20 protein-coding genes and 2 tRNA genes are annotated in these 25,024 nt (G+C 49.2%); 5 read left to right on the top strand and 17 right to left on the bottom strand.

Features of this window, described 5'->3' with window-relative positions:
* Positions 1 to 168: 168 nt before the first annotated feature.
* From SGI97_02465 to SGI97_02395, 15 genes are all read right to left on the bottom strand, one after another.
* Positions 169 to 612, bottom strand: coding sequence for an SRPBCC family protein (locus SGI97_02465; protein ID MDZ4722758.1), 444 nt, complete (start codon positions 610 to 612; stop codon positions 169 to 171).
* A 76-nt stretch (positions 613 to 688) separates the two neighbouring features.
* Positions 689 to 773 (bottom strand) — tRNA-Ser (locus SGI97_02460).
* Positions 774 to 1,426: 653 nt separating this feature from the next.
* Positions 1,427 to 3,205 carry a hypothetical protein gene (locus tag SGI97_02455; protein ID MDZ4722757.1) on the bottom strand — a complete coding sequence of 593 codons (1,779 nt, stop codon included), beginning with the start codon at positions 3,203 to 3,205 and terminating at the stop codon, positions 1,427 to 1,429.
* Positions 3,206 to 3,334: 129 nt separating this feature from the next.
* Positions 3,335 to 4,228, bottom strand: a complete 894-nt coding sequence (locus tag SGI97_02450; GenBank protein ID MDZ4722756.1) for a DUF4846 domain-containing protein — start codon at positions 4,226 to 4,228, stop codon at positions 3,335 to 3,337.
* On the bottom strand, positions 4,225 to 4,566 hold the full coding sequence (locus SGI97_02445) for a carboxymuconolactone decarboxylase family protein (GenBank protein MDZ4722755.1): 342 nt from the start codon (positions 4,564 to 4,566) through the stop codon (positions 4,225 to 4,227). Before SGI97_02445 ends, SGI97_02450 begins: the two co-directional genes overlap by 4 nt.
* Positions 4,567 to 5,401: 835 nt before the next feature.
* Positions 5,402 to 6,073, bottom strand: coding sequence for a CYTH domain-containing protein (locus SGI97_02440; GenBank protein ID MDZ4722754.1), 672 nt, complete (start codon positions 6,071 to 6,073; stop codon positions 5,402 to 5,404).
* Between the two features lie 112 nt (positions 6,074 to 6,185).
* Positions 6,186 to 7,724 (bottom strand): Rne/Rng family ribonuclease, encoded by a 1,539-nt coding sequence (locus SGI97_02435; GenBank protein MDZ4722753.1) that lies wholly within the window; start codon positions 7,722 to 7,724, stop codon positions 6,186 to 6,188.
* Positions 7,721 to 8,698, bottom strand: coding sequence for a methionyl-tRNA formyltransferase (gene fmt, locus SGI97_02430; protein MDZ4722752.1), 978 nt, complete (start codon positions 8,696 to 8,698; stop codon positions 7,721 to 7,723). Before fmt ends, SGI97_02435 begins: the two co-directional genes overlap by 4 nt.
* A 76-nt stretch (positions 8,699 to 8,774) precedes the next feature.
* On the bottom strand, positions 8,775 to 9,281 hold the full coding sequence (gene def, locus SGI97_02425) for a peptide deformylase (GenBank protein MDZ4722751.1): 507 nt from the start codon (positions 9,279 to 9,281) through the stop codon (positions 8,775 to 8,777).
* Between the two features lie 20 nt (positions 9,282 to 9,301).
* On the bottom strand, positions 9,302 to 9,628 hold the full coding sequence (yajC, locus tag SGI97_02420) for a preprotein translocase subunit YajC (GenBank protein MDZ4722750.1): 327 nt from the start codon (positions 9,626 to 9,628) through the stop codon (positions 9,302 to 9,304).
* Positions 9,629 to 10,163: 535 nt separating this feature from the next.
* Complete coding sequence (locus tag SGI97_02415; protein ID MDZ4722749.1) at positions 10,164 to 10,814, bottom strand: flavodoxin family protein; 651 nt, start codon at positions 10,812 to 10,814, stop codon at positions 10,164 to 10,166.
* A complete protein-coding gene (locus tag SGI97_02410; GenBank protein MDZ4722748.1) occupies positions 10,801 to 12,702 on the bottom strand; it encodes an ABC-F family ATP-binding cassette domain-containing protein in 1,902 nt (633 codons plus the stop codon). Before SGI97_02410 ends, SGI97_02415 begins: the two co-directional genes overlap by 14 nt.
* A gap of 3 nt (positions 12,703 to 12,705) precedes the next feature.
* On the bottom strand, positions 12,706 to 14,775 hold the full coding sequence (locus tag SGI97_02405; protein ID MDZ4722747.1) for a BatA domain-containing protein: 2,070 nt from the start codon (positions 14,773 to 14,775) through the stop codon (positions 12,706 to 12,708).
* Positions 14,776 to 14,777: 2 nt separating this feature from the next.
* On the bottom strand, positions 14,778 to 16,709 hold the full coding sequence (locus SGI97_02400) for a hypothetical protein (GenBank protein ID MDZ4722746.1): 1,932 nt from the start codon (positions 16,707 to 16,709) through the stop codon (positions 14,778 to 14,780).
* Between the two features lie 595 nt (positions 16,710 to 17,304).
* Positions 17,305 to 18,144, bottom strand: coding sequence for a hypothetical protein (locus tag SGI97_02395; protein MDZ4722745.1), 840 nt, complete (start codon positions 18,142 to 18,144; stop codon positions 17,305 to 17,307).
* Positions 18,145 to 18,290: 146 nt separating this feature from the next.
* On the opposite strand from SGI97_02395, the gene ispE reads away from it, so the two are divergent.
* The 5 genes from ispE (at position 18,291) to SGI97_02370 (ending at position 21,401) form a co-directional block, all read left to right on the top strand.
* Positions 18,291 to 19,175 carry a 4-(cytidine 5'-diphospho)-2-C-methyl-D-erythritol kinase gene (gene ispE, locus SGI97_02390; GenBank protein MDZ4722744.1) on the top strand — a complete coding sequence of 295 codons (885 nt, stop codon included), beginning with the start codon at positions 18,291 to 18,293 and terminating at the stop codon, positions 19,173 to 19,175.
* Between the two features lie 28 nt (positions 19,176 to 19,203).
* Positions 19,204 to 19,473: a SpoVG family protein gene (locus tag SGI97_02385; protein ID MDZ4722743.1), complete on the top strand. Its 270-nt coding sequence runs from the start codon at positions 19,204 to 19,206 to the stop codon at positions 19,471 to 19,473.
* A 20-nt stretch (positions 19,474 to 19,493) separates the two neighbouring features.
* A tRNA-Gln gene (locus SGI97_02380) sits at positions 19,494 to 19,565 on the top strand.
* A 91-nt stretch (positions 19,566 to 19,656) separates the two neighbouring features.
* Positions 19,657 to 20,625: a ribose-phosphate pyrophosphokinase gene (locus SGI97_02375; protein MDZ4722742.1), complete on the top strand. Its 969-nt coding sequence runs from the start codon at positions 19,657 to 19,659 to the stop codon at positions 20,623 to 20,625.
* Positions 20,626 to 20,666: 41 nt separating this feature from the next.
* Entirely contained in the window at positions 20,667 to 21,401 is a 735-nt protein-coding gene (locus SGI97_02370) for a 50S ribosomal protein L25/general stress protein Ctc (protein MDZ4722741.1), read from the top strand.
* 342 nt (positions 21,402 to 21,743) lie between these two features.
* Here SGI97_02370 and glmS read toward each other — a convergent pair whose 3' ends face one another.
* On the bottom strand, positions 21,744 to 23,570 hold the full coding sequence (gene glmS / locus SGI97_02365; protein ID MDZ4722740.1) for a glutamine--fructose-6-phosphate transaminase (isomerizing): 1,827 nt from the start codon (positions 23,568 to 23,570) through the stop codon (positions 21,744 to 21,746).
* A 9-nt stretch (positions 23,571 to 23,579) separates the two neighbouring features.
* The gene (gene glmM, locus SGI97_02360) at positions 23,580 to 24,944 is read right to left on the bottom strand and encodes a phosphoglucosamine mutase (protein MDZ4722739.1); all 1,365 of its coding nucleotides are present in this window, start codon (positions 24,942 to 24,944) and stop codon (positions 23,580 to 23,582) included.
* Positions 24,945 to 25,024 lie beyond the last annotated feature (80 nt).

The raw sequence follows: 25,024 nt of genomic DNA, 5'->3' as shown, positions 1-25,024 counted from the left end.
GTACACCCTGATATCAATCCAGCTAAACATAGCAGAAAAGCCCAATTTGTCAAGGTAAAATAGAGGGGGAGGGTAATATCGTGTATCCGAGTAAATCCATGTGAGATTGCTGGTTTCTTCTTAGCCATGGTGAAGTCAATCTTCGGTAAGGGACTCTTTACTCTGCTCTTATTTCGAGCTTTCGTTTTCCGCAAAGTTTTTAAAAGCGGTCAGGTATTTCATTGATTGTTTTTTGAACGCGCCGGGCATGAGAAATCCCATTGCTTTCATCATGCCGCTGAACTGAAATTCCTGCTCTGAAATGTATTTTGTCTGATTGGCCGATACGGGAACGAATTTAATTGTGACCACATTGAAGACGCCCTTGGCTTCGAACGTGCCGGAAAACTCATCGGGGAGATTCCTCACGGTTATCGTTTCGATCATTTCAATTTCACGATTGCCCATTTGGAATTTGAGACGTGATTTTGCGCCCGGTTTGCCGGGTACGCCACTGAGGTGCTCAAAACTGAGCAGGCCTTCCATCCATTTTTTTAAGTTGTCAGGATTGTCGAAAAGTTCGACGACTCTTTCTCTTGGCAGGTTGATGTCGATATTGACCGAGTATTTCATGGTGTCCTTTCTGGTGGGGGTGGGCACATGTATCAAATATTTATCTACAATGTCAAATCGGTGGACCACATAAAAGCGGAGGAGGTAGGATTCGAACCCACGGTGCCTTGCAGCACAACGGTTTTCAAGACCGCCGCATTAGACCGCTCTGCCACTCCTCCGGCACAAGACGACATTTGCTAATGTGCCATTTTACGAGGATAAAGTCAAGACGGGTGGGGAAGGGTGAGGTACAGGATATTGCAGCCGCAATTTCAACATCGTCATTGCCAGCCGCGGCTTCTTAGACGCGGCGTGGCAATCTCATGTTCTCCGATATCCGTAGGTCAGTCCGCCGCCGCGGCCCGACTTCTTCTCTTCGTTCGTGTGGTCACGAACTCTCTATTGTCACCCCCAGCGCAAGCCGGAATCCATCTACTCCGTATTCCTGTACCCCACTCCCGACATTCGTCGGGACGCCGTGATCTGTTATTCCCCTCTCCCTCTGGGAGAGGGGAGGGTGAGGGAGCGGATGTGAGGAATACAGAATCGCTGAACCGCAGTCAGCAGTGGCGGAATCGCTACACGACTAAGACTGTCAGGCGGGGGCGCCTGTCAGCACGGTGTCTAAAGGTGGTGCAGGCCAAATACGGCCTGCATGTTGATTTACCCTGGATTCCCCCCTTAGCTTTCACTGGAATGACAATGGGTGAAAGGATGGAATTGAGAAGGAGGGCGCTTGACAGCACGTTAAAGAAGAGAGCCTCAGGGATGAGGCTCTTTTGTCTATATCGACCTGAAAAAATCAAACAGTCTGCGATCGTGTTCGGTCAGGTTACTTCGCCTCAAATAGGCTCAGCAGACGTCGAACAGAAGAGGATGCCGCAGGCAATCCGTTGCAGCTTTCTTCGAACTCCCAATGAGAGGTCGTGTTGTCAAGAACGATCACGCCCACGCCATCGTTGTAGATTGCTGTTGCTGTCCAGCTGTCTTCCCATGAGAAATTGCCATCGTTGCTTTCACAACCGATCACAGCGGAGCCTTCCAAAGAAAGCGTGCCCGAAGTAGGACAGATATCATCACCGTTGGGAAGCGGAAATACGAGGTCGGTTACATCATGCGAAGTGACCAGCTGAAAGTCGCAGTTAGCCCCATCATCATTTGCATGGAAATTAATGTCACCGTTTCCAGAACCATTCATAGTTAACGCAAAGATACTGGCGGCGTTATTTAACATGCCAGTTGCTGGAGTTCCCAATGTTCCGGCCGGGAAGACGAATGTCCAGTTATGATCGGCTTCGATTATTCCATCGTCACCGTTACTGTTATTGAAATCAGCGGCGAAAGTCATGCTGCTCTGGACTTCAGTCGTCGAAGTTGACGGCCACTGGACAACGAGAGATCCTTCTTTCAAACGAATATAGTCGGTTACAACAAAGTGGATTGCATCTGTACCATGTTCGGTCGTGTCAACTTCGGTGAAATCAAGGTACACCCTCCATGTTTGGGTGACGTCATCGTACACGGCTGAAACTGAATCGGCGGTCGCCGCAGGGAATGAAAATGTTTTGGGCGAGGACTGCGCCGCGATCGCATCCAGAGAGTGGCCAATCGCGTCGAACATTATCTTATTGATTTCTTCGCCTGCATGGGCTGAATTGGCAAAGGCCTCAAACTCGGCATCTTCCTCAGCGTTGCCATGGTCTCGGTCTTCGCCGCACAGGGTGGTGATGGTCCAATGGGCGCGCCGGTTTTGGAAGGTGGCCGTGTTGCCGGTTGCATTAAAGACAATAACTACACTCCATCTGTCCTCCCATGTGCCGTTGCCGGAGGGGGCATTGCAGTTAATGCTCGCTTCGCCACTGTGGTTTATGGTTCCGCCGGTGGGGCAATCCTCGCCGATTTCATCCTGAAATTCCGTCAGATTGATGAGGATCCCTTCGTACGTGGTCGAGAGTGTAAGTTCGTGGGTGCAATAGCCGTTCTCGCTGGCGCCGGTAGCTTCCAAGCCGCCGTCACCATTAATGACGATATCACCGGCCGTTCCAATTTCGCCAGTAATTACCCAATTGTGATTGGCATCGATCTGACCCTCGCCGTCGGAACTTGCGGCAGTTACAGGCGGATGGGGCGCGGCTGTGTGGTATTTGGCGACAACATGCGCTCCGCTTCTGATTTCGGTGACTGCGATAGTCGGCCATTGCACAATGACGTCGGCTTCGAAAAATTGGATTGAGTCGTTATGCGAAACGGTATCTTCGTGGTCTGTGCAGAAAAGTGTGGTGTGCCACCATTTTGTGACATCGTTATACGTGCTGTTGAAGACACAGACTTCATGCGTGGCTGTCTGTGGAATTCGGAGCCGATTGGAAGGGCTTGGGCTAAGAGCGCTGATCCCTTCGATAGAATTGAAGAGTCCCTCAAAAGCCGCATTTTCTGCCGCATCCACTCCGCTAAAACTTTCGCCCATTGCCTGATATTCGTTATCAGAGGGGTTTCCGACCGGAAGTCCGGTGTCGGGGTCAGTGGGTTTGGCGTCATCACTGCAGCCAAAAAACAGTGCAGCCGTCAGACTGAAACAAAGAAGCAGCACCAACATAAGTAATCTGCGCATCAAAAAACCTCCAAAGGTAGTCTAAGAGTTGTTTGTATTTCGTAATGATGGTACCTATTTTCGGCAATAAATCAACAAATTATGAGCGGAAAAGAGACAAGCAGAGGTGTGAATTGCGAACGGAGCGTCCTATTCAATCTTCAAGCGGTAAAATCCTGATTGGGGCCATTCACCAAGGAGAGCTTTGACCTGCGCAAGCGTCAGCCAGGGGTTGCGGCGGTTATCTCCATTGAGCGGGATATGGAGATCGCATCCGAACTCACAGCCGAGTCCGACAAGATAGAGTTTCCCCTTTTTCTTATTGACGATGACATTGAGAAGAATTACGGTCTTTCCTTTGAGCCCGGTTTCGTTATGCCCAATAAGTAAGTCACCGGGAGCGAGTTCCTTTTCGAGGTTTTTTCCTGAAATCGAATCAGAGTTTTTTGCAAGCGCGGCATAGTTGAAATTGTGGGCGCACAGGTCAATATATCGATTGAATTCTTCTTTGGAGTCAAGTCTCGGCGTCGATTCCGTAAAGTGAACATCACCGCGCGGGCCATAGGTATGCATGCTGGTGAGCCATCTACTATACGAAAGCGTATCGCCTGCGGCTGGAGCAAGGATGAGCGCTTGCGGCCGTTTTTGCCAGAGGAGATACTCGGCGGCAATTTGAATTGGTATGACGTAATCTATCAACTGGCTGGTGCGCCACGGTAGCCTGACCACGCGCGAGATTTTATCCGGCGAGAGGACTTCGCCGCGTTTCAAAGACCCAACTCCTTTGCTGTAGGGCCAGAGCGGCATAAATGAAATCCAATGTTGAAATGGCGTGAGCTTTGATGAGTCTATCCGTTTATATCCCTCGGGCCACTCAAACTCCATTTCCTGATTGAAAACTTTCCCCCAATCGCCCGCATAGGGATATCGCTCCTGATACCATGCAAGCGGTTTGTCGTCTGGTTTTTGGCTTTGAGACAAGACCGATGGAGAACATCCGGTCAGTATGTATAACAGGAGAACTATTGTAACCGATCGGTTCATTCGGCCATCTCCGTCCAAAGCCGATAGGCGCGTCGCAGATGAGGGATGGTAATTGAGCCGCCGACCACTAAACCGATCGACATGACTTCGTCAAATTCTGTGTCTGTCACTTTGATTTCTTTTGCTCTGATAGTATGGTAGCTGATGCAGTCATCGCAGCGAAGGACCAGCAAGGCGACAAGTCCCAAAAGCTCTTTGGTTTTGGCATCAAGGGCACCTTTGCGGTAAACGGCTGAATCCAGCCCGAAAAAACGTTTGATATTGAGATCGTCCCTGCCATGCACGATCTCATTAAGCTTGCTTCGCTCGTCATTGAATTGTTGTACACGTTCAGACATGTTTGAGCTCCATTGTTTTGTTAAATATAGTGGTGTTTCGGAGCCTCGGCAACACAAAATGATCGGAGGATTCTGTATTCAATATGCCCTCACCCTACCCTACACCACATATCCTTCTTCGTGCGGTCCTCCGTGGCCGAGAATCTATCTTCTCTTTATTCCGGTACCCCACCGCTTGCGGTGGGACATATTTTTGTGTGAATAAAGAATCGCTGAACCGTTCGCCTGCGGCGAACCACGGCGGAATCGCTACGAAAGATAAGACTGTTAGGTTAACAAACGGAGAACATCGACAGATAACAATTTGGCCGTCAAATTTTCCTATGAAGGAAGCATGCTGAATTCGTGGTTGGCGTACGTCCCACCACGCCTGCCCGCTGTGGTGGGGCGGACTTGAAAGCCTCGTGCGCCAACTTGCCCTCTCTGTCATTGCGAGTCCCGATTCTTAGAGGGACGTGGCAATCTCATGTTCTCCGAGATTCGTAGGTCAGAGATCCATGTGATCCTGACATCTTTTCTTTGGTGCAGGCCAGAGATTTTCGAATCCGCCAATGGAGGACGGCCTACACGAAGATTCAAAGAGGAATTGCGATGTAAAAAGCTTCGTGCGAGACGCCGAGGCAGACCGTCGCATACTCGTGTGACCGTCAAGGTCACACTCACTTCTCGCTATTCGCTCGAAGTGACCAAGACCCGACGGAATATTTAACGTAGCACTAAAGAGGGTAACCACAGGGGATTGCCTTTACATAATATTTAGAATTGTATTCAAATCGGAGAATATCCACAGAGGACAATTCGGATATCAATTTTCCCGATGGGTCGTCAAATTTTCCTATGAAGGAAGCATGCCGGATTTAGCCAAGGCTCGGACGAGTTTACTTTCCACTTGATGCTCAAAGGGGATGCCATGCGACCTGAAGAGTTTTTCGAGTGTCATGATGATAGGTTTGGATTCTTCAGTCGATTCAATCTCAATTTCCAACTCATAGTCGCAGGAGTGGTCATCGTATTCGGTTTTGTCTATTTCAAGCAGATATTCGTGCCCATCGATCATATACTTCTTCTCAAGCCTTGTGTTTGAAAACTCGACAATTTTGATAAGACTATCGAGCTTAAACATTCTGCTGATAGTCCGAACCGGATCAGCCAATAAAGAGAGAATACTTTTTTCGCCGTTGACTATCGATTTTCCCACGGTATAGTCTATTTCTGACTCTATTTCTTGTCTAACAACCGTCATACTGGCATCGGCAGGCAGGCTTTTGAGTGTGACAAATGAAGTCGTTTGGTGAATTTGGCGGTCCGCGATGGATGACTCGATTCTGACGCGCAACGCCCAGCCATTCAGAGCAAGCGTCCGATTGGGGGTATCAAAGAACGCATTCAACTGCTGTCGCTCCCCATCAAGCGGCCCCAAGGCTCCTAACAGTCTCAAATAGTTCGTAAAGGAGCCAAGCTGGAGCTTGATTTCTATCTCATTTTTCCCAAGTGTGTCTGATGTCATACTATATGATACGCACAAAAGGGCAGTGTGGAGAAGAAAAACGCCTTCATACTACTGGTATTTACGGCATTTCTTGAGGCTTTCAAGCGACAAACGTGGAATGTACGAACCGTCACACCTGGTAAGTCTGGCTGATATCGCTGTTGTCGTCTGCATTGTAGACCTTAAACTCCTGCTGTGGGAGGGTTGTGTCCCGAATCAGGTTTATCGTAAACTTATGGGCCTGCATAATTCTGCTCAAGCGGTCAATACCGTTTTCGGCAAGGGTGCTCGCCAAATCAGGCGACACGACCAAATGAAACTGTCTGAATTTTTTTGCCGCTCTTGCCCGCATGAACCATCGTTCGATTTTTGTCGTCAGATTCTCCTTTGACATCACCCGTCCGACCCCGGCACAGTGAGGACATGGCTCAGAGAGGGTTGTCATGTGCGACGGACGTACCCGTTCTCGGGTCATCTCAATAAGACCAAATTCCGTCACCGGATTTATCGCCCTTTTGGCACGATCATAGCGAAAGGCATTTTTGAATTCTTCGTAGAGTTTGCGGCGGTTATCGCGGTTGTACATGTCTATGAAATCGCAGACAATCAACCCGCCGATATCGCGAAGTCGGATCTGGCGAGCAATCTCTTTGGCCGCCTGCAGGTTGGTCTGGAAAATTGTATATTCCTGATCGCGGCTTCCAACAAACCGGCCGGTGTTGACATCGATTGTGACCATGGCTTCAGTCTGGTCTATAATCAGATAGGCCCCTTTTTTAATCCAGACTTTTCGGGATAACATCTTGTCGATCTCCGGCTCAAGCTCGTGTTGATCGAACATGGGGAGGTTCCCCTTGTAGAGCTGGATGCGGTCTTTGAGTTCCGGCGCGACCTGACGGGCGAAACTGATGACTTTTTTATAGACATCGCGGGTATCGACCTCTATCCGCTGGACGTCTTCGGTAAAGATATCGCGGATCATCGAGAGAATCATTTCGCCTTCTTTGTGGATGAGCGAGGGGGCGGGCGAAGTATCTGCTTTGCGTTTGAGCTTTGCCCAGAGTTTGAGCAGTCTTTTGATGTCGGCCACAATATCGGCCTCGGTTGCGCCTTCGGCTTCGGTTCGGACAATAAATCCAAATCCCTCTGGTCTGTGCGGACTGATAAGCTTTTTGAGGCGCTTCTTTTCGGCCCAGTCGGCGATTCGTTTGGAAATGCGGATATGGTCATCATCTGGAATCATAACAAGATAGCGGCCCGGAAGCGAAATCTCTGAGGCAATACGTGGCCCTTTGGTCGAGATTGGCTCTTTGATGACCTGGACTAAAATCTCTTGATTAGCCTTGAGCACAGTTTCTATACCGGCACGGCGTGTTTTCCGAATAATTTCCGCCGGAGCTTCTTCGTCGTCGAAGTCGTCGGAATCGTAGCGCCCTTTGGATACTTTGCCGATATCAGAGCTGTGGAGATATGCGGCCTTCTCCATGCCGATATCCACAAATGCGGCCTGCATACCCGGGAGCACGGTTTTAATTTTCCCTTTATAGATGTCACCAACCATGCGTTCGCTGTCGGGTCTTTCGACCTGCAATTCGACCAAGAGGTCGTCTTCGAGGATAGCGACTCGTGTCTCGTAATCTGTTGAATTGATTAGTATTTCTTTTTTCACTTATTCTCCTTGGACTCTTTCAGAAGAGTCATGCCCACCGTTGGGGTTCCCCCCAAAATTTCTCCTGTTTCAGGACGCAAGCCGTTAATAAATTGGGCTCCGTCCATCTCTTTTTTTGCCTCGGGTACTAACCGCTTAAGCTCCAACATATTAGAGCCACATTGTACCAGAAGTCTCTTCTTTTCCACTATTAACGTTCCGGGCTCAAGCTTTTGGCTGGCACCCTGCTCGACAATCTCACTGCTGTGGATTTTGAGCTTTTTCCCTCGGAACATTGTGTGCGATCCGGGCTTAGTGGACAAGCCTCGGATGAAATTTCGAACATGGCGAGCTGGCTGGCCGAAATCAATGAGCGCATCAGATGCGGTCAATTTCGGCGCGCGGCTTGCCATCCCCTCCGGCTGAGCAACCGGTTTTGAGTCTGACTCTATCAGATCGAGTGTTTTGAGCAAAAATGGGGCGGACATTTCTGCAAGTCTCTGATAGAGCGAGTCAAAGGTGTCATCTGCGGCAATCTCAACTTTCACCTGCGCAATCATGTCACCAGTGTCCACGGTCTCTTTCAGGAAGAAACTCGTCAATCCGGTCTGACTGTCGCCATTAATGATTGCCCAGTGAATGGGCGCAGCTCCTCGGTATTTGGGCAAAAGCGAGCCATGGATATTAATCGATCCCTGTCTCGGCAGCTCAAATACCTCTTTTGGAAGTACCCGGAAGGCGACTACCACAAAGAGGTCAGCGTTGAATGATTTCAGTTCGGTATGAAATGATGAATCTTTGAGCGATAGCGGCATGAGAACCGGAATCCCCCGATTGTCGGCCTCGCGACGGCACGGAGTCGGCACAAGTGCGCCGCCCCGGCTGGATTTTTTGTCCCGGCCGGTAACAACAGCGAGCACCGTGTGCCTGCTTTGGCATAATGGCACAAGCGTCGCACGCGCGAATTCGGGCGTACCCATAAAGACTACATTCATACTGTTACTGAAGTGACTGAGTGTACCGGCTCACCTGTCAAATACAAGCTCGGTTTACTTTGGGAAGACTGATACGTTACGAAGCCGTGGCCAGACGTTTGAGTTTACTTCTCAACATTGTCATGGCAAAGGGTGAGATGCGGTCAATAAAGAGTGTTCCCTCAAGATGATCATACTCATGCAAAATCGCTCTGGCAATCATTCCCTCGGCGCTCATTTCGAAGACTTTCCCTTCGAGGTTGGTCGCACGAACCCGGACATACGCCGGGCGGGTGATCTTCTGGAAGATGTCCGGAAATGAGAGACAGCCTTCTTCGTATTCGATTTCATCTGTTGTCTCAAGGATTTCCGGGTTGATAAACACTCTGAGAGTTTCCTTTATGTCGACAGCGCCCAAATCGACAATAAAAACCCGCATCGGCACCCCGATCTGGACAGCAGCCAGACCAAGGCCTCGCGCCTTGCGTAACGTGTCCGACATGTCGGACACCAAATCTTGTATGCGCCGGTCTATTGTTCCCACCGGCTTGGAGACTTCCCGCAAAACCGGGTCGCCGTATATGACGATCGGTCGTACAGCCACAGTCACTCCTCACTTCGGTACTACTTATCCACTCGGGCGGCGATGGCCGATCTGACGATCTCCAGTTCGGTATCTTTGTGCACTTTGAGCGTAACGCGGTTGCGCTCTTCGTCGATTGCAAAGATTGTCCCGAAAATCCCGCTTGTGGTTAGTACCTTGTCACCTTTCTTCAGTTCACTTACGAGCCGTTCAAGCTCTTTTTGTTTTTTTCTCTGTGGGCGAATCATCAGCAGATACATGATCAAAAAGATCAAGCCAAACCAGATGATCGTAAATACGGCACTTCCGCCCGAAGCCGGCTCGCCAGTGCCGCCTCCACCCATCAGGATAAACCAAAAGTGGTTCAAACTAACTCCTGTTACTAATGTTTATCGGCAATCTGTTCATTCTCTGAACAGAGACAGAAGCTTTTTACGGCTCCAGCCTTACTACTTTAACACTTAAGTTAACAATATATGCCGTAAAATGTTGCTTGCCAAGCGATTGTTTGATGGGGGAAAGTGGTAGAAAGTACGGTTCTTCGACCTCAGGTTCTTACGATGTAATCCCAGTTTCAACACTTCGGGCGATAGCAACATCCCTTGTTTTGCTGTTATATACAGTATGAAAAACTATTTCGAAAAGTACTATACCGTATCGGGTGTAACATTTGTCTACAAGCCAAGAAAAAAAAGCTTTGAATCAGACCAGGCTTCTAAAACGACGCCTGACTAAGACTCATGGACTCACCGAGGCTCTCAGTTTCAACAAGACACGTGGTCCTAAGAAACCCTCGGTGAGAGACCCTCCGGTCATACCCAAAGAACCGCCCATGAGAGATCCGCCTCCAAAACCGGAGGAGGAGATTCAGGACTTTGTTCGGATATATATGATCGAAGCATCTCAGTGCGTCTGAGTTGCAATTATTTTTTTGGCGAGCAATTGGCCGAGAGTGTGAGTTTGTTCTATTGTGTCAGGAGAGAGTTGCGCCATATTTTTAAGGTGATAATCCTCTGAAGCAAAGCTAATCATACCTTCGTTTGTGACTTCAAGCCATTTGAAAACCCCGGCAACTGTCCGCCGCGCTCCCTCAAACCAGGCATGTTTTCCACCTACAAACACCATTGCACCGGGGCGTTTTCTCGGAAGGCGTTTGAGGAAATCATGCTCGGGATCTTTGTTTTCAAAATCAGCAGGCCGGAAGCAATTACAGCGGTCAATAAAGAGTTTTGCCTGAGATGATACGCCGTCGAAATGTATTGGAGAACCAAAGAGCAGGCAATCGCACTCAGCTAACTGTCTATAAACCGATGTGAGATCATCATCATAAAAACAAAAGTCCGGGTCAGGAGCTATTCCGCAGGCCTGGCATGGAATAATATTAAGCTGGTTCAGCCTGACCGACGAAGTCACGATCTCGAGCTCGGCTTTATTATCGCGGAGTCTCACTCTTAGCTCAGTCTCGATTGAGCGTGCAATTTTATCGAGTAGAAAATCAGTGCTGCTTTCAGTGACCGGCGAGCCGGAGATGGCAAGTATCTTAATCGGCGACATTGTCGTCTTTGGTCTCTTCTGTCAACTGCTCAAGTTTGCCGTAGAGTTCCAAAATCAGATTTTCCACTTTGAGCTTACGTTCGCCTGCGGTGATAAGCTTTTCCCATTGACTGGCGGGAATGTTGTGGTGGAGGTCATAGTCAAGCTGAGAGAGTTCAGCTTCGTATTTGGCAATATCCGCTTTGGTCGTGTCGACCTGCTTTTTATACTTTGCCTTGCGTTTTGATTCTTCTTTGAACGAACGGAACTCCTGTCCGCTACTCGTGCTTTTGGATTTGACCGGAGAGGGTTGAGCCAAAGCCGTCTTCTCTTTGAAATATTCGTAGTTGCCATTGAATACTTTCACGCGCCCTTCGTTGACATAGACGATCTTGTCTGTCACACGATTCAAAAAATAGCGGTCATGGCTTACAATCAGACAACTGCCATCGTATTCTCTCAAGGCGTCCTCGAGAGCTTCACGGGCGAAAATATCCAAATGGTTTGTGGGCTCATCGAGAATAACAAAGTTTGCCGGCTTGTATAAAAGTTTCGCAAGTGACAGTTTAGTTTTTTCCCCGCCCGAGAGGGTCAGAACCATTTTGTGAGCGTCTTCGCCGGTAAATCCGAACCGCCCAAGATACGACCTCATCGGGCCAACTTCGGCGCTTGGATCAACTTCCCAGAAATTGTCCAAAACACTCAGTTCCAGATTCAGATCGGCGAGTTCCTGATCGAAATAGGCGACTTCGACATTATTGCCGAGATTGATTGACCCGCGCGATGGCTCAAGTTCTCCAATTAATGCCCGGAGCAGGGTTGACTTTCCCGAACCGTTGCGTCCAATTAGTCCGACCTTGTCTCCGCGGAATATTTCAAACGAAGCATCTTTGACAACGGTGCGGTCTCCGTAACCGAGCGAGAGGTCATCGACTCTGAGCACCTGTGCGTACGAGCGTCCCGATGATTCGAGTTTGAGCATGGGGCCGCGTCCGTCTTTCGGAGGCGGTGGAAGCCGTTTAATTTTATTGAGTGATTTCAATCGGGACTGCGCCTGTTTGGTTTTTTGGCCAGCCATATTCCTTCGAATAAACTCCTCGGCCCGTTTTATCTCCCCTTGTTGCAGACGGTAGCTGTGGGCGGCCTGGACTCTTCGGTCTATACGCTCCCCCATATATTTCTCAAATGAACCGACGTAGACATCGATTTTGCTATAGCTCAACTCCCAGACTAACTGCGCAACAGCCGACATGAAGGCTCGGTCATGGGAAACAATCAGACAGGCCTTGTTCATCTTTTTGAGGTATTCCTCAAGCCAGGTCGTTGATTCGATATCCAGATGGTTTGTCGGTTCATCAAGAAGGAGCAGATTGCCGCGTCCGGCAAGGACTCGCGCAAGCCCGGCGCGGTTTTTTTCGCCACCGGAAAAGTTTTTGAGTCGGTCGGCGTAACGGTCCTCGGCGAATCCAAGCCCTGTTAAAATTATCTTTATTTCATTTTCAAAATCAAAGCCGCCGTCCTTTTCAAAAATATGCTGGCAGCGTCCGAGTTCATCGAGCTTTTCTTTGTCGTGCGGATGTAATTCCAGGTGATGTTCCAGTGAGCGTAGCCGGTCATGGGCCTCGACCAGATCACGGCGGGCATCGGCAACAAAATCAAGAAGCGTGAAATCCAAATACTCGGTCTTTTCCTGCTCAACATAATCAATCCGGCAGGAACGGGCGCGATTGAGGACGCCGCTATCGGTCTCTTGTTTGCCATCGAGAAGCTCAAGCAGGGTTGTTTTACCGATACCGTTTTTGCCGACAAGGGCAATCCGAGCCCCTTCCTCGATGGTGAATGAGACAGAATCAAGAATGACCTGGTCTTTGAATTTTTTTGAGATTTTCTCGGCGGCAAGAAGGGTCATGGGTTACTCATCGGCACGTGAACCGCGGCTAAGAAACATCTCAGCGGCAAGCAAAACAACAGCTATCCAGAGAAATATCGGCCAGAGCTCACGACCAATCCTAAATCCGGCAAGCACAGGTTCGAGATTCCCATTGGCAGGTAGAGTTTTATATTCAGATACTCCAAGTGACAAGGCGTACTGATCAAAATCAACCGATGTTAAATCAGACTCAGCGGGGTCAATATTGACCGCAAATTTATCGATCTCAACGCCCTGCCAACTTAAGCGATATAATCCCGCCTGCTCAACTGGTTTGGCGCGGACAACCAATGCGCCCTGGGATTCCTCGGGCGGGACGGTATACACTGCGGTATCGGGGGCGAGCATTTCGACTCCGCCCGCCATTGGACGTTTAGAAGTTAACGACCGGACGACATTGTCGCCCACAAAAAGCCGTACATCAAACGAAGACAAATCAGAGGCCAGATATTCGGCAATCCGGGAAATGAAAGGAACAAAAAAACCGTGGCTTATCAAATCCGAATACTCAGGTTCAATGGGGCCGGTGAAGGTAAGAATTTTGCCTGAACCATAGCGCGTCTCGACCAATGCCGGCCTGTCACCGGTGAATGTTACCAACGTGCGGACATCAGGGCGGGCGGTGAGGGTTGGAAGGGCAAAGAATTTTATTTCCGGCGGCTTGTTTTCTTCAAATCCAAAAACAGAAAATATGGGATGATCTGCATCGAGCGATTTCAATGAATAGTATCCGGTTCTGTTAAATTGCGATGGCGCGGCATTGGAATATGTGACTCCGGACATCTGCGACCAGGCCGCGTTAAAGTTGGTAATATCTGTCTGCGGGCCATAGACAAGAAAAAGCGATTTTCCACGGTCGACAAAACTTTGAATTCGAGTCACATATGATGCCTGCAAAGTCGGCGCGCCCGAGAGAATGATGACATCGTAATCGGCAAAATCTATTCCGGTCAGTTCTGACAGCGTCGCCTCTTTTATAGACCAGTACTGATTGGTCATGCCGGCCGGAGCTAGCGCAAGCGAGATATAGCGCGCCCCGGCATTATCACCGATGACCAGCAGGTTTGACTGCTCGGGTATTCGAAAGCTGAAATAGTAGCGGTTGTCGTTCGGGTATTTATCATCAGACAGTTCAATATACCCTGTGTGGAATCCGGCCTGTGTGACTGTGCGGGTAAACCTCACTGAACTCTCAGCTCCGGCCTCGGCGGAAAATTCAGTCTGGGCGACACGTTTGTCATCAAGATAGAGCGAGGCAAGCCGCTCGGTCTCTTTTTCAGCGCCGTAGTTTTTTATCGTGGTCGTGACGGTAAAATCATGGCCGACCTGGATTAGCTGTCCCCCGAAATCAAGCGAGATGACGCCGATATTGTCGACGGCCTCAAGCGGCAAATCGACAAAGAAAACTTTCGCTAAACTTTCAGCAAGGACTTCGGCCTCAGGCAATGACCCGCGCTGACGGTCGGTTATTATATAAATCTCGCGATTCAAGTTTTGGGCGCTCTCCACAAGCGTCATGGTGTGCTCCAGCGCAGATTGCATTTCGGCCCGGCTATCGCTCGGCTGGACCCCCGCCAACCGTTTGGTTGCTATGGCGCGGGTGGTAAAACCGATTTTGGATTGCTCGTCTTTGTCTACGGCCAACGGAATAAGACAAACTTGGTCGGCTTGTCCGAAAGTTTCAAGCAATTCCTGAGTTCGTTTTTTGGCCAGATCGAATAGATTGCCATCGGCCACAAAGCGATTCATCGATGCCGAGTTATCGAAAAGAACTACTGCCGAGATTGTGGCATGCGCGCCAATTGCGCCATCTTGCCTGGTTGGGCGGGCAAAGGCCAATACAACCGCGAGAATAATGAGCATGCGGAGGATAAGAAGCAAGAGCTGGCGGATTTTGAGCCGCCTGACCTGCCGCCTTTGCATAGATTTCAAATAACGCACCGAAGAAAACTCGATGACTTTGACTTTTCGACGGGAGAAGAGATGGATGATGAGCGGGATGAGCGCGGCGGCTGCAGCGAAGAGAACCGCGGTATTGAGAAAACTGAACATGATTACTGACTGTACGGCGTTTCGAGATAGCGCCGCGCTTCCTCCTGATGATAGACCGCAGATGGATTGCTTAACACGGCGCCATAATGCTGGCGGGCAATTTGGCGTTCCTCTTTTAGGTCATTGGCTTTACCCATCCAGAGATTTATCATGCCGATATAGAACGTGCTGCTTTCAAGAAAAAGGGATGTCTCAAGATAAGACAGCGCCGATTCGATTTCTCCCAGCCCAAGGTGGGCAATTCCGCGCCAGAGATAGTTTGTAGGCACCGGTGTCGAGCCGCTACTCATAGATCGCTCCAATGCGGAAACGGCTTCGTTGAAATATTTCGTGGCGGCCCCTTTGTCTGCTTTCACCTTTGACTGCAAAAGCAAATGTCCGAGCAGGGCGCGGGATTCAATCGGCGCGGAGTTGGTAGAAGTATCCGCAACCATTTTCCGGAATATGTCTCTCGCTGATTCCTTGTCTCCTCGAATCATACTATTCACGGCGAGATTGAATTGCACAACGCCATTGCCGCTGTCTTTCGCCTTCGCCCATTTGAGATCGATTAACGCCTCGTCATACTGCCCATCCATCATTTTGTATCCGGCCAATGTCACTCGATTGATAGCGCTTGCGGTGTCTTTCTGGGCCAAAAGCGTCTGATATTCGACCGCCTTGGAATAATCACCTGACAGAAAATACGAACGAGAGAGCTCTGTGTACGCGATAAGGGTATCTCTGCTGGTTGTGGCAAGCGGCAGTAGCTTTTGGCTGTACATTAACATCCGGGGGTAATCAATCATAGCTTCGGCTTCACTGGCAAAAAGAAGATATTTGTCGCTTCGGATGGTAACCGTATCGATATATTTCCGCCACTCGTTTTCAAGCGTCGCGATAGGTTTCCCGTATACTTTTTCAATTGTCGCCTGCAAAGTTATATCGTCGGCTTGGCGATAAAGTGTCAGAAACTGATCGATGTTGTATTCGTTAATAATGAAGCGGACAAAGGTCGCTGCTGTGCGGTCGGCAAGTTTCGGATCGGCGCCAACTAAATATGTATAGGTGTCGAGCAAGTCTATTACGTTTACCTTGGTCCCCTTCTTCAAATAGTCTTTCATATCTACAACTGCCGCAGAGAGGTAACCGGCATACCCCTCGCTCAAAAATGCCGGGGCATACCCATAGTTACGGTAAATTGATGCCAGCATCAGCGCAAACGGGTCGGCGCTGTTGTAGGACTTGTTATGAATCGTGTACGATGTATTTCGAGTAGGATCGACAACCAAGCCGAAACGCTTGTCCCATAAAACCGATGGAACCGGACACGGCGTCAGGTAGACATTGTATTTGCCCGATGCCGTAAATTTGTTTAGTGCGTCGAAACGGTCGTAATAATCTTCGAGCAGCCCTTTAATCGCCGCCCAGTGAAATTGGGCGAGCGAATTTGGGATGTAATACAAATCGGTGTGCGCGGTCGGCTTAAACTCAAAGACATCTTTTGCATTGTGCTTGTAGCCGCAATTTGTGGTGTCGGCATTGAGTTGTTTCAGCGGCACAATGACAAAGCTGTATAAAGCTCCATTTTTCCCTTTGAGAGATTCTATTCGCGCAGGAAGGCCATACTCGACCCGCATCTTTTTGGAATAGTTATGTGTGGGTGGCCCGAAGGTGACTATATGTGTTGTGAAGGCACAAGCCGCGCTGTCTATTTCATTAATTTCTACATCGAGCGAGAGCGCAACCATGAATCCTGTGGCCGGAATGCCTTTAATGATGGCAGAGGTATCGGCGTACAGGAGACGGTTCTCTGTGGTTTTGGTCTCTTTTTGGTAGACGCTAAAGGAAAATTCGACCGCAGGAGCGGCCGAGGACGGACTTCCATTGAGCAGTACCAGAGCAAGCAAGGCGAGAGCAAAGGCTTGGCTGTGCAGGGATTTTAGAAAAATCATCCTCCATTATACTTGAAACAGGGCTAAAGGGTTAGAAGAAAGGTTTTTTAAAAAAAACTGAGGATTCGATGATGAAAGTGAGAGGCTCTTTAGAATATTATTCCAGTCCGTTATAGGTAAAGAGAGGTAACGGAAAGCAGAGCAGACATTCCAAGTACGTCGTTGCGAGGAACGGCTTCCCAGACGCGACCCTCCACGGCGGGTCCGCCGCGGCGGACGGCAATCTCAGTTCTCCGATATTCGTAGGTCAGCGATCCTCGCGATCCTGACATCTTTTCTTAGATGCGCGACTGTCGGCCGCGGCGGACCGCACGAAGAACAAAGAAGTGCTGGTTCGGCGGCAGGGGGGAATTTAACAAAGATTCGCTACAGAGCTTGTCTTATGGTTAATTCTTTAACTCTTGATACTAAGTCACCAAACGCAATTGCGCGGTCGAATCCAGTCCTTTCGCAATTGCGCCTCGAAACCAAACCAAGGATGATTCAACGAAATCTCAAAACGAATCGCGCTCTTGAACCGATCGACATTCAGGCTGTCGAGTCCTTTTTGCCGCGCCGACGAAAAGAGGAATTCAAAACTTTGTCATCTCTTAAACTATTCATAGACCTGAGGCCATTTGATAACAGGGAGAGGTGCACGAACATCGACTGCCACAACGCTGCTGGAAATCATTGTGGTGTCGCATTTCAATCCATTAAGCGCATCAAAAAACTGAACCCAAGTCACGCGCTCTTCTTTTGAAAGAGCCGTAGAATCGTATTGAAGATGTTGTCTCAGACAACCAATTTCCCAGTAGGGACTTCCTTTCTTTGTTTTGTAGAGTTGAGAAGTCGCTGAATCGCCGTGTCCGAGATAGGTAAGGCTCATTGCGTCAAACAAACGCATGGATGCATTATTCGGTCTAATGCGCAATAGAATTGTGAAGAGTTCATGCGCGCGTACAAATTGGTGCTCTGCTCGTTTCTGGATATTTGTTGATAGTTCTGCTATGCCCAAATAATAGTAACTATAGGGAAATTCGGGTAGTATTTTGATTACTCTGTTGAGCTGAGTGATGGCTTTGGGTTCTTCGCCATTTTGGAGTGCACTAATTGCCGAATCGATTAGTCCAGTAATTTCACTCGAGATTGATCCCATCGAACTAGTTCCAAAGAGTAGCCTATAGTCTCCTTCCGGTGACATTTGAGCAATGTCGAACTTAGCGAAAAAGTCCTCAACGTTCATGGCATCAGCTGTCCGGTTCTTATAAAAATCTCTTTCAGTCTCCAGTTGCGCTATATGGCGTCCGTCTTCTGCGATTAGACCGGAGTCGATCTTCCACTGTAACCCCATTCCTGTCACGAAGCAAACGCCAATAGTTGCAAGGGCACTTGTATTTTGCTTTATACTTTTAAGAAAAGACGGTTTCGAGGGATTCTTATTGTCTTCAGTCATCAGTCATCATACCTGATAATATACTGAAAACTGTCAGCCACTTCAAGCTTTGTTTACATTTTGTTCGATCCTACTGTCATTACTCATGCACCCTCCCAACATTCCACCCTTGACTTCCTCTTAGTTCTCATTCACTTTCTCTCACCATGCTTATCGACAAACATTCCGATTCCAAACTCACTATCACCTCTCCGGCCAAGGTGAATCTATTTTTGGAAGTCCTCGGCAAACGAAACGACGGCTATCATGACATTCATTCCCTCTTTCAGGCGGTCTCGCTTTACGACATACTCGAATTTGAAATCACCAGCACGCCGTCGGTTGAAATCTCAATAAAGGGTGCCGACAATATTCCAACGGATACAAGCAATCTCATCAGCAAAGCATATCGAGTCATGCAATCCCGATTCGGATTTTCGGCCGGTCTTACAGTCTCGCTTGACAAAAAAATTCCGTCAGGCGCCGGATTGGGGGGCGGTTCCGGCAATGCCGCCGCGACATTATTAGCATGCAGTATCCTATTCAATTTGGCTCTGTCTCGTGAAGCGCTTGCAAAACTAAGCCTCAAAATCGGCTCGGATATTCCCTTTTTCTTTTCATTGGGACAGGCGGTGATCGGAGGGCGTGGCGAAGTCGTTGATGATATTGCGCTTCCGCTCGATTATTGGTTGGTTTTGGTTACTCCCCAACTCCATCTCTCGACTGCGGAAGCCTATGCGGGACTTAGAATGGGCTTGACAAAAGAAGCTACGCTGATTAGTTTCGGGGGTTGCCGGACAACGGAGGAACTTATTGCCTGCTTGGCTGAGGCTGGCAATGATTTCGAGCCGATCCAGTTTGTGGCGCATCCAATTTTAGGGAGGATTGCGGCCATGCTGGTGGACAGCGGCGCTTCTCTTGTACGCATGAGCGGTTCCGGGTCTACAATTTTCGGCATCTTCTCAACGGCCCCGGAGACGGAGCGTTGGGCAAATGGCAGATTGCATGATTGGGCGGTATTCACGGTTCGTCCCATCAGACTTCCTGCGTAGGGTACTGTGACAGCTTGGGGAGGCCGCCGTGGAGATAACAGAAATCCGCGTCACATTGCGTGACGAGGATAAGTTGAAAGGTTTTGCGAACGTGACATTTGACAATGCGTTTGTGATACGCGGTTTAAAAATCATCCAAGGGACAACCGGGTATTTTGTCTCGATGCCAAGCCGCAAACGACCAGATGGATCGCATCAGGATATTGCCCATCCGGTCAATCAGGAGATGAGAGAATTATTGGAGAAAAGGATACTGGAGGCCTACGAGGCGGAACTGAAAAGTCAGAGTTCGCTGTAAAACGCCTGCGGAACTTTTTTTGGGGCGTCGTCAAGTGGTAAGACAGCAGCCTTTGGAGCTGCCATTCCCAGGTTCGAATCCTGGCGCCCCAGAAAAAATATCATAACTGCACACTATGAAATCTTCCTTCGCATATATCATCGCGCGCCGCGCCATATTTAGTTTCAAACGGAATCACATATCATGATGATGACTCGTACAGATATTAAGATTGTCACTGGTAATTCCAATATCGGACTTGCCAAAATGATTGCCGCTTATGTCGGGGTTGACCTCACCGATTGTTCGGTCGGACGTTTTTCCGACGGCGAAGTTTCGGTACAAATAAATGAGAATATCCGCGGCGCCGACCTGTTTATTGTTCAACCGACGAACGCTCCCGCTGAAAATTTAATGGAACTGCTCATGCTCATCGAAGCCGCGCGGAGAGCCTCGGCTATGCGCATTACCGCGGTGATGCCCTATTACGGGTACGCGCGGCAGGACCGCAAAGACAGACCACGAGTGCCGATCACCGCAAAACTTGTGGCAAATCTTATCACAACAGCGGGCGCCGACAGAATTATTACGCTTGATTTGCATGCCAGCCAGATACAGGGATTTTTTGATCTTCCCCACGACCACTTGTATGCGGCAATTTTATTCAATGATTATTTCCGCAGAATGAGTATCCCTAATTTGGTTATTGTGCCGCCCGATGTCGGATCGCTGAAACTTGCCCGGTCAACCGCCGCGGCATTGAACGCTGAACTTGCAATTGTCGACAAGCGCCGTCCTGCGCCGAACGAATCGCAGGTAATGAATCTCATCGGCGAAGTTGCCGATAGGAATGTGCTTATCCGCGATGATATGGTCGACACCGGCGGCTCAATCTGTCAGGCGGCCGATCACCTCAAAGAAAAAGGGGCGCTTGAAATATACGCCGCCTGTACTCATGGCGTGCTATCCGGAAAAGCCATTGAAAAGATTCAGCGCTCGCCAATCAAGAAAATGATACTCTGTGATTCTGTTGATTTGAGCACAAGAAATCTTCCTGAAAAATTTGAAATTCTCACCTGCGCTGAGCTGATAGGCGAAGCTATCCGGCGCATTTCCGATGAACAGTCTGTTTCGTCTCTCTTTGAAGAACGAACCACAACTGTCCAACAGTAGTTGAACATATTAATTGCATTAGTGGAGGTATAAAAGAGACAATGAAAGAAGTAGCATTAGCCGCGGTTGCGCGGCCCGGAAGCGGCAAAGGTGTCGCCCGCCAGACGCGCATGAGCGGCCAGATCCCGGCCATTGTGTACGGCCCGGAATTAAAAGCTCCAATCTCTGTAGCGATGGGTGAGCGTGATTTTCGCGCGGCAATGAAAACTGCCGGCGGAACGAGCGCAATTTTTAATTTGAGTATCGATGGAAGAGCCAACAAGACGATTTTGCGAGAGATCCAGCGCGATCCTATCACCAGCAAAATCACCCATGTTGATTTCCACGCCATCTCAATGACCAAACCGCTTCACATCAAAGTTCAGATTCACTTTGTGGGAACTTCCAAAGGCGTTAAATCCGAAGGCGGCATCATGCAGACAACACAGCGCGAAGTTGAGATTGCCTGTTTGCCGACTGATATACCGGAGTTTGTCGAGGTTGACGTGTCCAATCTTGGCATCGGTGATTCGCTTCACATTCGGGATTTGAATATCCCCAATGCCACGATGCTCAATGATCCGGATCAGACGCTTGTGGTTATCTCAGCCCCGACTGTTATCAAGGTCGAGACACCGACCGCTGAAGCCGCAGCTGAAGCTGCTGCTGCCGCACCTGCTGCTGGTGGCACACCTGCCGCAGGCGCCAAGCCTGCCGCCGGAGCAAAACCCGCCGCAGGTGCTCCTGTCGCAGACAAGAAGAAACCGGAAAAGAGCGAAAAGCAGAACAAACGATAGTCAGAATCGATTGTTTTTTGAGATTGAGCCGTCAGTGTGTTAAAGCGCTGGCGGCTTTTTTTGGGTGGAAAATGACGGTCACTTGATGCGCGACAGTCCACCGCTACGTCTCGCTCGAATATGAGCACTGGTTACCAGCCTTTCCGCCTCGGCGGACTGACTGCACTTCCTATATCAAGGTGGAATATCTGTGCAGGCCAGAGATTTTCGAATCCGCCAATGGAGGACGGCCTGCACGAAGATGAAGATGGATTCTCAGTCGTTGGCGGGCGGGAATGACATCCTGAGAATTCGTCAGCCAAAAGTGCACTCGCACATCGGCAAATAAAAAGCAATACGCCCTTATTCCACTGTCACCGATTTTGCCAAATTACGAGGTTGGTCGACCGGGCAGTCTCGCATTACCGCAATATGATATGCCAGCAACTGCAACGGTATCACTGACAACAGCGGTGAGAGCAGACGATTTGTGTGTGGGACATAGATCACATGGTTAACGCGTTCAGCGATCTCTGTGTCGCCTTCCGTCGCAATAGCAATCACACGACCGTTACGAGCGCGAACCTCGGAAATATTAGACATAACTTTATCATAAACAGGGTCTTTGAGAGCAATAACCACCACTGGCATATTTTCATCGATCAGCGCAATCGGGCCATGCTTCATCTCTGCCGCAGGATAACCCTCGGCGTGGATATATGATATTTCTTTGAGTTTAAGCGCGCCTTCAAGGGCTACCGGAAAATTAATCCCGCGTCCAAGATAGAGGAAGTTATTACTCTTATAATAGGCCGCAGCAATATCGACGACAGCCTGTTCATTTTTAAGAATCCGCTCTATTTGTTCAGGAATGTGCTGAATCGATTCGATCATTTCATAGCCCTGCTGCGATGACATATTGCGCATCCGGCCAAGCAGATTGGCAATGAGAGAAAGGACCATCACCTGCGAAGTAAAGGCTTTGGTTGAGGCCACCCCAATTTCGGGGCCGGCATGAATGTAGACACCGCCATGGGATTCACGGGCGATAGTCGAGCCGACGACATTGACTACACCGAGCACAGTTGCGCCATGTTTTTTTGCTTCGCGCATTGCCGCCAACGTGTCGGCTGTTTCGCCTGATTGGCTGATTGCAAACAGAAGCGTGGTGTCATCGACAATCGGCGAACGATATCTGAATTCGGAGGCATACTCAACATCCACCGGGACTCGGGCTATTTCTTCGATGAGATACTTTCCAATAAGAGCCGAATGCCATGATGTCCCGCAGGCGGTGATAATGACGCGTCCGACCTTGCGGAGTTCGTCATGCTGAAGGTTCAGTCCATTCAGACGGGAGATTCCTTCTTCGAAATTGAGACGGCCGCGAATGGCGTTGCGAATGGTTGTAGGCTGCTCATGGATTTCTTTGAGCATGAAATGCTCGTAGCCCTCTTTTTCGATCATATCGAGCGTCCATGAGATTTCTTCGATGGTAGGCGTGATTTGGACATTTTGAATAGTCGTAATGTTGTATCCCATCGGGGTGATAGTAGCAATTTCTCCGTCATCGAGATAGACAACTCTATTGGTATGCTCGAGCATCGCAGAAACGTCGGAAGCTACATAATTTTCTCCTTCTCCATGGCCGATAACCAGGGGCGAGCCTTTGCGCGCGGCGACAATCATCTGTGGGTGAAGGGAAGAAATAACCGCGATGCCGTATGTTCCCTCAACTTGAGTTAGAGCGGCGCGAACGGCTTCGGTCAGGTCACCTTTGTAATTTATATGGATGAGATGGACAAGGATTTCGGTGTCGGTCTCAGTCTTAATAATATACCCTTTGCGCATGAGAAATTCTTTAAGGGTGCGGTAATTTTCAATGATGCCATTATGGACCAGCGCAATCTCGCAGTTATTATCGGTGTGGGGATGGGCGTTGACATGGTTTGGCTCTCCATGAGTTGCCCAGCGGGTGTGGGCGATTCCATGGATGCTGTCGATTGTGCGTCCATTGATTGATTCTTCGAGCATCTTGATTTTGCCGACCGATTTGGAAATCATAAGACCCCGCTCGGTCAACATGGCCAGTCCGGCTGAGTCGTAACCGCGGTATTCCAACCGTTTCAAACCATTCAGGAGAATCGGCAATGCCTGTTTATCTCCTACATATCCAACTATTCCACACATATTAATTACCTACATCTGTTTAAAGAACTGCCCTACCCGTTCCACGAGTTCGCCGGTCAGCTTTTGTTGGTTCGTTTCCACAATCACTCTGTATATCGGCTCGGTATTAGATTTTCGCAACTGGACCCACCCGTCCGGAAAGTCAAACCGCAGGCCGTCTCGGCGGTCAATTTCCGCTTTGCCAACCAATTTTTCCGATTCAGTTTCAAAGCGGACAAGCTTCTGATCAAAGTCATCAGGAAGAGTGAACTTAGTTTTTATAGTATAATACCTCGGAAAAGTTTCCACAAGCGCGGAGAGTGTTTTGCCGCTACTTGCAAGTGCCGAAAGGATTAGACCAGCCGCGACCAGACAATCCCGTCCAGAGTGGAATTCAGGGAAAATAACCCCGCCGTTTCCTTCGCCTCCAATCACGCCTCGCTTTTCGCGAAGCATCTGTACTACATTGCTCTCGCCTACCTTTGAATAATAGACTCGTGAACCACAACTTCGCGCGACATCGGCAGTTGTTTTCGATGTGGACAGATTTATCACCGTCGGGCCTCTCCGTTTTTTTAGAACTTCAAGAACCGCGATTGTCAGGGTAAGTTCCTCACTAATTGTCTGGCCGGCTTCGTTTACAAGAACAAGCCGGTCGGCGTCTGGATCACAGGCCATCCCGATATCGGCCTTGTGTTGTTTGACCGCATCGGCCAATCCCTTGAGATTTTTGGGGATAGGCTCGGGCAGATGGACAAAATCGCCGTCACCTTTGCAGTTTATCTTTATGACTTTTGCGCCGAGAGCATGAAGGAATGTCGGCAAGGCGTGTGATCCGGCGCCGTTTATAGCATCGACCACGACTTTGAAACGACGTTTCTTGATCGCAACTTTATTTAGGACGGTTAAGGCAAGGGTTTTGGTGATATGAGAATCTATCCAATGGCTTTGATGGGAAATCCTGCCAATGCGGTTATATGCTTTATAGGCGAAATCTTTGGATGTGTAAATGACCTGAAGCTGGGAATATTCTTCGGCGGTGATAAATTCCCCGCGTTTGTTAAAAAATTTGAGGGCGTTCCATTGAGCCGGATTATGCGAGGCGGTGACACAGATCCCGCCATTTGCTTTGAGCTGTTTCACAGCAATCTCAACGGTGGGAGTCGGAACAACACCGATATCGACCACATCTATACCGACAGAAACCAGCCCTGAAATAACAGCGGCTTTGACCATCTCGCCGCTGGGGCGACTATCGCGGCCCACGACCACAACCCCTTTTTTTAGGAAAGTGCCGAATGCGCACCCGTAAGTCGTTATCATTATAGGTTCTAAGCCGTTTCCGATAACGCCGCGGATGCCCGATGTTGACTGGACTAATTCAGGTTTTGCCATATATCTGTCAATATATCGCTTTTTTAGGACTTAAGTAAAGTAGGAAAGGGGGACCCGGCTTCCCCACGCCACAAGTCGAA

The sequence above is a fragment of the Candidatus Zixiibacteriota bacterium genome (genome assembly GCA_034439475.1).
Lineage (GTDB): Bacteria > Zixibacteria > MSB-5A5 > GN15 > FEB-12 > JAWXAN01.
Note: the sequence above shows the minus strand (reverse complement) of the source record. Positions and strands in the feature narration are given on the sequence as shown.